Source organism: Novosphingobium sp. B-7, from assembly GCF_000410615.1.
In the GTDB taxonomy this organism is placed as follows: domain Bacteria; phylum Pseudomonadota; class Alphaproteobacteria; order Sphingomonadales; family Sphingomonadaceae; genus Novosphingobium; species Novosphingobium capsulatum.
Map to the genome: position 1 here is coordinate 1 of NZ_KE148524.1, position 9,074 is coordinate 9,074.

Here is a 9,074-nt window from a genome sequence, read left to right on the forward strand (position 1 = left end):
GCGTCGTCGCTGCTGCTGCTGGCCGGTGCCGCTTCTGGCGCGGGCGCCGGTTCATGCGCCGCTGCCGGCGCGGCGCCGGCATTGGCGGCCATCGCGGCGGTCATTTCAGCCTGGAGCGCGGCGTCGTCGGGCGTGTCGCCCTGGCCGCGCGCGGCCATGACATGGTCGCTCAAGGTATCGAGCGCGCGCAGCAGCAGATCGATCAGCGGCTCGGTGATCGCCACGGTGCCATCGCGCACGTCGGACAGCAGCGTCTCGAACGTGTGGGTATAGGCCTGCAACGCGATGAAGCCAAAGGCGCCGGCGCCACCCTTGATCGAGTGGACGCCGCGAAACACGGCATTGACGGTATCGGCGTCCTGCGTGCCTTCCTTGCACGCGGCCAGGCCCTGTTCGGCCGCGGCCAGCGATTCCTCGCACTCGGCAAAGAAGATCGCCTGGATTTCTTCCGCGTTCATGCGTGCGCTCCGTCAAAGAGTTCGGTTTCCAGCCCGATCTGGCGGGCGGCTTCGCGCAGGGCGGGCGAGGGTTCGATCACCGCGCCATCGCCACTGCGCCGCGCGCTCACCAGAACCTGGAACATCGCCTGGCCCACATGGGTGCAGGCCGTGCCATCGATCTGCAGGGGGCCGGTGCCCAGCGCCGCCACCAGTTCGGGCAGCAGCACCTCGGCAGCCGCCCGGTCGCAGCGGGGTGGCAGAGTGATCGTGGGCATCGCGTCGGTTTCCCCTCGATAGCGCAATGACGTGAAGTCAGCTTTCTGGCGGCCGCTGCGTGGGGCGAATCGGCCGTTGCCAAGGGTTTGGCGCGGGCCGTGGGCAACACGGTGGCGGGTGGTCGACACAGGCTTAGCGGGAATGGGGAAAGGCGCGCTTTCCGCGCTCTTAGGGTGAGATACCTAGGGGCGCGGATGGAATTTGCACCGGGCTCGCTGGCTATGGATGGGCTTGCAGATGGCGCCGTGACAGTGGCGCCCAGACGAAGGTTTCATGATCCATGCACGAAGCTCGCGTTCTTGTGGTGGACGATTCGGCGGCGATGCGCGCGCTGTTTTCGGACATCCTCGACCAGACCAAGAATGTTGTCGTCGTCGGCGCTGCCGCCAATGCGGCAGACGCGCGCGAACGCATTGCGGATCTCAAACCCAACGTGATCACGCTCGACGTGGAAATGCCGGGGATGAGCGGGATCGAGTTCCTGGAAGAGATCATGGGCAGCAACCCGCTGCCGGTGGTGATGCTCTCGAGCCTTACCCAGGCCGGCACGGAAACCTCGCTCAAGGCGTTCGAGCTGGGCGCGGTGGAATGCTTTCCCAAGCCGCTCAAGGCCACGCCCGAACAGTTTGCCAAGACCGTGGGCAAGCTGGGCAAGATCGTGCTGGCCGCGGCCAATTCCAACGTGCGTGACCGGTCAAAGCAGCAGGCCAAGCGCGAGGCAGCCGCCGCCGAAGCGGCCAAGTTCACCTGGAACGGGCGCTTCGTGGCGTTCAGCGCCTCGATGGGCGGGATCGACGCCTTGACCACCATCCTGGCCGAATGGCCCGATGAATGCCCGCCCACGGTGATCTGCCTCCAGGCCGAACCGATGCTGGCCGAAACCTTCATCAAGCGGCTGGATACCGACCTGGGTTGCAGCGTGAAGATCGCCCGCGATGGCGCTGCCCTCGCCCAGGGCACGATCCACATCGCCGCCGATCCCGATCGCCACGTGGTGATCGAGCCGGGCCAGCCGCCCAAGATCCGCCTGATGGAGCGCGAGCCGGTGGAGGGCTCGCGCCCTTCGGCCAACCTGCTTTATGGCTCGATCGCCCGCGCCGGCATTCCGGCCGTGGGCGCGCTGCTCACCGGCATGGGCAACGATGGTGCCAAGGGTTTGAAACTGCTGCACGACAGCGGCATGGACACGATCGTACAAGATCCCAAGAGCGCCCTGGTCAGCGAAGCGCCAAGCGCCGCGATCGAGATCGGCGCAGCCGGCCGCCAGATCGCGCTCGATGATCTGGGCGCGGCGGTGATCGGCCTGTGCAACCAGAGCTGAGCCAGGGACCAGAAACGGCAAGGCCCGGTGACGCTATGGTGTCACCGGGCCTTGTGGCTGTGCGGAAAACGCGTGATCAGTGGCCCATCATGGCCTGGCGGATTTCAAGGAAATCCTGGCGGATGGTGTCCATCTTGGCCCCGTCGAAGCGCAGCGCGCTGTCGAGCACGGTGCGCCGGGCAGACTGGTAGAGCTGGATCAGCGCCGGGCCGGTCGGCGTCTGGCTGTCCACGCCCATCTGCAGCGCGGTCAGCGCCGAAACCGCGCGGGTAAGCGCCGCGCTCTTGGCCGCATTGTCGCCGGTCTTTTCGGCATAGATCGCCCGGCCGAGCGAGCCGGCCACCTGTTCCAGACACAGGTCGACCAATTGGCGCGGGTTGGCGCCGTGCACCCGCGCCTCGAAATCGACGCGGCGATAGGCTTCCCCCGGATCGCGGTTATAGCGCATGTCAGAACCCGTTGCCCCTCTGGTAATTCACGCTGCGGTTGTGCTCGGTCACGATCGCGATCGGCATCAGCCGCTCTTGTTGTTCCACGCCGTGATCTGGTTGGTCAGGAACGTCAGCGTCGATTGCGAATCCGAAACCTTGGTGGCCAGGGCGGCATAGCGCGTCAGCAATTGGCTGCGCAGCGTGGCCTGCTGGTTCTGCAGATCGGTCAATTGCGTGGTCAGCGTCGCCTGCTTGGTGCCCAGCGAGGTGATCACCCCGCCCAGCGAGCCGGGATCGGTGGTCGACGCCACCGAGCGCGAGATCGAATCGAACGTGGCATAGACGCCGTAGAGGCCATTGGTGAACATGGCCGCAACGCCATCGGGGTTCTTGCTCAGCGAATTGCCGAGCACCGTGGTATCGAGGCTGAACGTGCCATCGCGGTTGATCTTGAGGCCCAGGTCGCTGAGCGTGCTGGGCTGGCCGCTGGCGGCATTGGGCATCACCACCTTGCTGGCCAGCGTGGTCAGCGTCTGGCGCAGCGATCGCGCGCCGGGATTGTTGTTGAGCGAGCCGTTGGTGGGATCGGTATCCGATGTCAGCGTGCTGACCACCTGGTTCAGCGCATCGACCAGATCGGTCATCGCCGTCTGGATCGCGCTCGACGGATCGGAAAAGGTGATGGTGGTCGGCGCGCCGGTGTTGGTGCCGGTCAGCTTGAGCGTAAGGCCCGGCGCCGCATCGGTGATGGTGTTCGACGTGGCGGTGCGCGCCACGCCATCGAGCGTATAGGCCGCATCGGTGGCGGTGGACTTGAGCCGGGTGGCATCGCCCGCCGGCGTCCACGCCAGGCCAGCCAGCGTGGTATCGCCGGCGGCCGGCGTGGTTTCGATCTGAAAGCCGTTGGCCGCGCCATCGGCGCCCTTGATCACCAGCTGCGCGCCGCTCGCCCCGGTGGCGACATAGGCAGAAACCCCCGCGCCTGTGGCGTTGATCTTTTGCGCCAGGGTGGACAGCGTATCGCTGCTGGTCAGCGTGATATCGACCTGCGACCGGCTGGAATCAGCGGTGAATGCGCCGCCTGCCACGGTGCCAAAGCGCAGCGTGAACGTGCCCGATCCCACCGCGCTGGCGGTCGAGGCCATGGCCGGGCTGACCAGCGTCTGCCCCTTGGCCAGCTGCGTGACTTCCAGCGTGGAGGTGCCGCTGCCGGTGAGCGTGCCCTTGCTGACAGTGGCCACGCTGCTGTTGGTGATCGTGGGGGTAACCGCCAGATCGCCGGTGCGCACCCGGTCACCCAGCGAGCTGGCCAGCGAGCTGATCATCGACTTGAGCGTCGAGGCATCGGAAATCTGCGTGGCGACCTTGCTTTGCTTGGCGTTCACCGCATCGATCCGTGCGGCGTATTGCGCGGCGGAAAGCTGGTCGGCCAGGCCCGAGCTGTCGATCGTGCTGGCGCCGAGCGACGCCAGCAGCTTGGCCGTCGCCGAAGACGACGAAGTGGTCGAGGTGCTGGTCGACGCCGAAGTCGACGATGTCGATGAGGTCGTGGTCATACGTTCAAGAACGTCCGGCGGTTGGGGAGTTTAAGGGCGCTTCATCCGCGCGGAAGGCATGCCGTCAGACCAGCGCTTCGGGCCGGCCATCGGCGTCGAAGCGCAGCGCGACGGGCACATTCACCATCGGCGCGGACGGGGTATCGCCGCGCTTCAGTGACATGACGAACGCCAGGATCGCCGCGATCGGGCCATAGAGTTCCTCGCGGATCACCTGCCGCTCGCGCGTGGTGTAATAGACCGAGCGGGCCAGCGCGGGGTATTCCAGCGTGGGCAGGGCCAGTTCGGCCGCCAGTTCGCGCATGGCCAGCGCCTTTTCCCCGCGCCCCTTGGCCAGCACGATCGGCGCGGGCGCCAGATCGGGATCATAGGCCAGCGCCACGGCAAAGTGGGTGGGGTTGGTAATCACGAACTGCGCCTCGCGCATGGCCTTGTTGACCCCAGCCATGGCGATCTGGCGCTGGCGGCCGCGGATCGCCGCTTTCTTTTCGGGCGAGCCTTCGCTTTCCTTGGTTTCGTCGCGGATGTCCTGAAGGCTCATGCGCAGGCGCATGAAACGGCGCACGAACTGTACCGGAAAATCGATGAGCGCGATCACCACCAGGCCCGAGGCCAGCAAGACCAGCAGCGAGAGCATGGCATCCCAGGCATAGCCCAGCTGCCCGGCCAGCGCGCCCTGGGTGATCTGCCCGCCGCCCAGGCCAACCAGTGCCATCACCCGCCCGCGCATCCAGACATAGGCCATGGTGCCCAGCAGCGTCACCTTGGCCAGGCCCTTGCCCAGCTCGATCAGCCCCTGGATGCCGAACATGCGCGCCAGCCCCTTGGCGGGATCGAGGCGCGATCCCTTGGGCGCCAGGTTGCCCGCGTTCCACCGGCCAGACGAAAACGCCAGCTGCGACACCAGCGCCACCGCGATCAGCCCCACGCCCAGCACCAGCACCGGGGGCAGCACATCGATCAGCGCGCGGACCAGGCGCTGGCCCGGATCGAAATGATCCAGGCTGTCGCGGTCCCAGGAAAAGCCACTGCGCGTTACCTGGCCCAACTGGCCCAGCAGCCAGGGCCCGGCCAGCCACAGCCAGGCAATCCCGGCAAAGATTCCCGCCGCCGTGCCCAACTCGCGCGAGCGCAGCACGTCGCCATTTTGTGCGGCATCGCGTTTGCGCTTTTCGGTAGGGGCGAATGTCTTTTCGCCGCTGCCTTCGCCCTCTGCCATGGTCTGCGCCCCTATTTCACCAGCAGCGCCTGGGCCTGGCCCAGGCCCAGGGCGACCAGATCGGTCAGCGCATCATCGAGCAACGGGGCCGAGGCGATCAGCGCGGCAATGCCGCCGAGCACGCCCATCGGCAGGCCCAGGGCAAAGATATTGAGGCTGGGGGCCGATCGCGCCAGCACGCCAAAAGTCAACTGCACCAGCAAGAGCAGCAGCACTACCGGCAGCGCGATGGCCAGGGCAGACACGAACATCTGCGTGCCGAACCCCACGATCAGCCCCATGCGATCGGGCGTGAACCAGCCGCCACCGGGGGGAAACGCGCGATAGCTTTCCACCAGCAGCGAAAACCATTGCAGGTGCGCGCCCAGGCCCAGGAAGATCACCGTCAGCAGCACCGAGAAATACTGCCCCAGCGCCGGCGAATGCGCGCCCGATACCGGATCGGCGGCAGTGGCGATGCTCATGCCCATGCTCGCGCCGATCATTTCGGCCGCGATCATCGGCGCGGCAAAGGCGAATTGCAGCACGAAGCCCAGCGCCAGCCCGATCACCACCTCGCCCGCCGTGGCCAGCAGGCCGGGCAGCGAAAACAGCGCGGCGGGTGCCGGGATCGTGGTCCAGTTGCACAGCATTACTGCCAGGCCCCCGGCCAGCACCACGCGCACCTGCATCGGCACCTGCTGGCTGCCAAACAGCGGCACGGCAAACAGCGCCGCGCCGCAGCGCGTCATCAGGAAGATCATCCGCCAGAATTCGGTCTCCAGCGCGCCGAACCCGAAATTCATCGCGATCATCGTTACTGCCCCGTCGCCGCGATCTGGGCGAACACGTCGGTCATGAAATCGGCGATCAGGCCCAGCATCGCCCCGCCCAGCAGCACCAGGATCAGCGCGGTGACCGCCAGCTTGGGTACGAAAGTGAGGGTCTGTTCGTTGACCGAGGTGGCCGCCTGGATGATGCCCACCACCAGGCCAACGGCCAGGCTGGCAAGCAACACCGGTGCTGCCACCAGCGCCGTGGTCCACAGCATGCGATCAGCAAGCGCGAGAAGCGAAGCCATGTCGTCCATGATCGTGCCCGCCCCTAGCCGAAGCTCGACGCCAGGCTGCCCATCAGCAGCGCCCAGCCATCGACCAGCACGAACAACAGGATCTTGAACGGCAGCGATACCACCGTGGGTGACATCATCATCATGCCCAGGCTCATCAGCACCGAGGAAACCACCAGGTCGATCACCAGGAACGGCAGGAACAGCATGAAGCCGATCTGGAACGCCGTTTTCAGCTCGCTGGTCACGAACGCGGGCAGCAGGATCGAAAAGGGAATGTCGCGCGTCGCCTGGTAATGCGGCGCCTTGGCCATGTCAGTGAACATGAGCAGGTCACGCTGGCGGGTTTGCCGCACCATGAAGGCGTGGAATTCCATGCCGGCCGTGCCGATCGCCTGCTCGGCATTGATCTGCCCGGTCGAATAGGGCTGGATCGCGTTGGCATTCACCTTGTCGAGCGTGGGCGCCATCACAAACAGCGAGAGAAACAGCGACAGCCCGATCAGGATCTGGTTGGGCGGCGATTGCTGCAGGCCCAGGGCCGTGCGCAGGATCGAGAGCACGACCAGGATGCGGGTAAAGCTGGTCATCATCAGGATCAGCGATGGCAGGATCGTGAGCAGCCCCATGATGAGCAGGAGCTGCAACGACAGCGACAGGCTGCCCTGCGACTGCGCTCCGGCGATCTGGCTGAACGCGCGGTCCAGCGCGCCGGGAATGGCGGTCTGGCCCGGCGAGCTCTGGGCGAGGGCTGTGGTGGGGAGCAGCAGCAGTGTCAGTGCAAGGTAGCCCACCACCCCCCGGCCCCCTCCTCTGAAGAGGAGGGGGAGAGAGGGCCGATAAGCCCCCTCCTCTTCAGAGGAGGGGGTCGGGGGGTGGTGGATGCCGCCCACAACATTCCCCCTCACGCCACATCCTCCCGCTTGCGCGCGGGCGCTTCGGCCAGGCGCACCAGGCCGTTCTTCGAGGTGGACACCAGGATCTCGCGATCGTGGAATTCGATCACCGCCAGGCGCAGCGTGGGCGAAAGCATCTGGGTTTCCACGATCTTGACCGCGCGGCTGCCGGTAGCGGTGCCGAACTTGCCTTCAAAGCGCTTGGCCAGCCGCAACGAGCCCCAGGCCAGGCCGGCAATCAGCGGCAGCACCACCATCAGCTTGAGAATGTACCACAGCATCACGCTGCATCCTTGCGCGGGGCGTTTTCGCTGCCGGCCAGTTCGACGATGCGCAGGCCAAAGCGATCGCCCTGGGCAACCACTTCGCCGCGCGCGATCAGCTTGCCGTTGACCATCACGTCGAGCAGTTCATCGGTCAGCCGGTCGAGCATGACCACGCTTTCCTCGTTCAGCGCCAGCACGTCCTTGAGCTTCATCTCGGTGCGGCCCAGTTCGACGGTGAGGCGCACATCGACATCCTTGAGGAAATCGAAACCGCGCGGTTGAAACGACATTGTGAAACCCCCCAAATGAAATCTTAGAAAATCTGCGAAAGCTGCACGGCCAGGCGATCGTCCACCGCGCCCACCGTGCCATGGCCGATGGTCTGCCCGGCCACGCGCAAGGGCACGGCCCGCGCCACCGGCACGGGCAGGATCTGCCCCACTTCCAGCGCGGAGATCGCCGCCAGCGGCACCCGCATGTCGACCAGCACGGCGCTGAGCGGCAGCGGCACATCGGCAAAGGGCGCGGCGCGCGGATCGGCCGGGGCATGCTCGGCGCTGACGGGCGGGCGCTCGCCATTGGCGAACAGCGCGGCCAGCGTGTCATAGGGAAAGGCCATTTCGATCGCCCAGGCCGGGCGGCCGGGCTCGGTGATCGAAAAGACCAGCGCGACGATATGCTCGTCGTTGCCGAACGGCGCCAGGTGATCGATGTTGCCTTCGCGGCGCAGCGGGCGGATCACGTCGGCGGTTTCGGCGCCCAGCGCGCTGGCCAGGCACCCGGCCAGCATGGCTTCCAGGCGGTGCACCATCAGTTCGGCCGACAGCGGCAACTCGCGCGGCAATTGTTGCGGCGCCACGCCGGCGCCGCCAAACGCGCGATCGACCAGCCGCAGCACCACTTCGCCGGCCACCATGCCCAGGATGCGGTCATTGGCCGCGCCCGCGCCAAACAGCGTATAGGCCCCCAGGTTGCGGTGGCCCATCACCTGCATCGTGGCGTAATCGGAATAGACGGTGCGTTCGGGACGGCTGCATTCCACCAGGGGTTCATCGCCGCCCAGCAACCCGGCCAGGGCGCTTCCCAATTCGCGCGCCAGCTTTTCGGCCGTGCGGCTGAGCGCCGTGACCAGGTCTGCCTGGCTCGCTCCGGGGCGCAGCAGTTGCGGGCAGTGGCTTGCCACTACCCGCTCTGCCACGAATTCCCGTTCAGGCTTCATCGTCTTGCTTCCCCATTGCCCGTAAAATGCCCGTCAACCCGCAAACCTGCGGCTCACTGCACGATGAATTGCTTGAAATAGACCGCATCCACCCCGCCAAAGCCTTCGGTGTCGGTCAGCACCTTGTTGATCGCGGCGGTCATGCGCTGCTGCAGGCGCTGCTTGCCCTGGGTGGTTTCCACGTCGGTATCGGGCGTATCCGCCAAGACGGTGAGCAGGGCCGAACGGATCGCCAGCTCGTGCTTCTTCATCCACATCACCACGCGATAATCGCGGCGCGTCGATGCCGCGATCGAGGCCTGGACCAGGCGATCGCTGTCCTTGAGGTTCGAGGTGAAATCGTCGGAAAACGAATAGTAGACGGTGCGGTATTCGCTGCCGCCTTCGCCTTCCACTTCCTTG

General features: G+C 66.1%; 13 protein-coding genes. 1 reads left to right on the plus strand and 12 read right to left on the minus strand.

All coding sequences use genetic code 11. The features are described 5' to 3' along the window. The coding region (locus tag H926_RS30570; RefSeq protein ID WP_043611380.1) for an Hpt domain-containing protein at nt 1-458 on the minus strand (458 nt) is incomplete at its 3' end. After that, nucleotides 455-715: an STAS domain-containing protein gene (locus H926_RS30575; protein WP_022678594.1), complete on the minus strand. Its 261-nt coding sequence runs from the start codon at nt 713-715 to the stop codon at nt 455-457. The genes H926_RS30570 and H926_RS30575, both read right to left, overlap by 4 nt. A 281-nt stretch (nt 716-996) precedes the next feature. Between H926_RS30575 and H926_RS0124570 the strand changes: the two genes are divergently transcribed. Continuing rightward, on the plus strand, nt 997-2,037 hold the full coding sequence (locus H926_RS0124570) for a chemotaxis protein CheB (protein ID WP_022678595.1): 1,041 nt from the start codon (nt 997-999) through the stop codon (nt 2,035-2,037). Between the two features lie 76 nt (nt 2,038-2,113). Here H926_RS0124570 and fliS read toward each other — a convergent pair whose 3' ends face one another. From fliS to fliL, 10 genes are all read right to left on the minus strand, one after another. After that, on the minus strand, nt 2,114-2,485 hold the full coding sequence (gene fliS / locus H926_RS0124575) for a flagellar export chaperone FliS (protein WP_022678596.1): 372 nt from the start codon (nt 2,483-2,485) through the stop codon (nt 2,114-2,116). Nucleotides 2,486-2,551: 66 nt separating this feature from the next. Continuing rightward, entirely contained in the window at nt 2,552-4,024 is a 1,473-nt protein-coding gene (gene fliD / locus H926_RS0124580; protein WP_022678597.1) for a flagellar filament capping protein FliD, read from the minus strand. A 64-nt stretch (nt 4,025-4,088) separates the two neighbouring features. Further along, nucleotides 4,089-5,243 carry a flagellar biosynthesis protein FlhB gene (locus tag H926_RS0124585; RefSeq protein WP_022678598.1) on the minus strand — a complete coding sequence of 385 codons (1,155 nt, stop codon included), beginning with the start codon at nt 5,241-5,243 and terminating at the stop codon, nt 4,089-4,091. An 11-nt stretch (nt 5,244-5,254) separates the two neighbouring features. Beyond that, a complete protein-coding gene (gene fliR, locus H926_RS0124590) occupies nt 5,255-6,028 on the minus strand; it encodes a flagellar biosynthetic protein FliR (RefSeq protein WP_371256339.1) in 774 nt (257 codons plus the stop codon). 11 nt (nt 6,029-6,039) lie between these two features. Then, nucleotides 6,040-6,312 carry a flagellar biosynthetic protein FliQ gene (locus H926_RS0124595; RefSeq protein ID WP_022678600.1) on the minus strand — a complete coding sequence of 91 codons (273 nt, stop codon included), beginning with the start codon at nt 6,310-6,312 and terminating at the stop codon, nt 6,040-6,042. A gap of 14 nt (nt 6,313-6,326) precedes the next feature. Next, complete coding sequence (gene fliP / locus H926_RS0124600; RefSeq protein WP_022678601.1) at nt 6,327-7,088, minus strand: flagellar type III secretion system pore protein FliP; 762 nt, start codon at nt 7,086-7,088, stop codon at nt 6,327-6,329. 107 nt (nt 7,089-7,195) lie between these two features. Beyond that, complete coding sequence (locus H926_RS0124605; RefSeq protein ID WP_022678602.1) at nt 7,196-7,468, minus strand: flagellar biosynthetic protein FliO; 273 nt, start codon at nt 7,466-7,468, stop codon at nt 7,196-7,198. Further along, a complete protein-coding gene (fliN, locus tag H926_RS0124610; RefSeq protein WP_022678603.1) occupies nt 7,468-7,743 on the minus strand; it encodes a flagellar motor switch protein FliN in 276 nt (91 codons plus the stop codon). Before fliN ends, H926_RS0124605 begins: the two co-directional genes overlap by 1 nt. A 23-nt stretch (nt 7,744-7,766) precedes the next feature. After that, nucleotides 7,767-8,672, minus strand: coding sequence for a FliM/FliN family flagellar motor switch protein (locus H926_RS0124615; protein WP_022678604.1), 906 nt, complete (start codon nt 8,670-8,672; stop codon nt 7,767-7,769). 53 nt (nt 8,673-8,725) lie between these two features. After that, nucleotides 8,726-9,074, minus strand: a 349-nt coding sequence (fliL, locus tag H926_RS35380; protein WP_237741199.1) for a flagellar basal body-associated protein FliL, incomplete at its 5' end; no start/stop codon positions are given.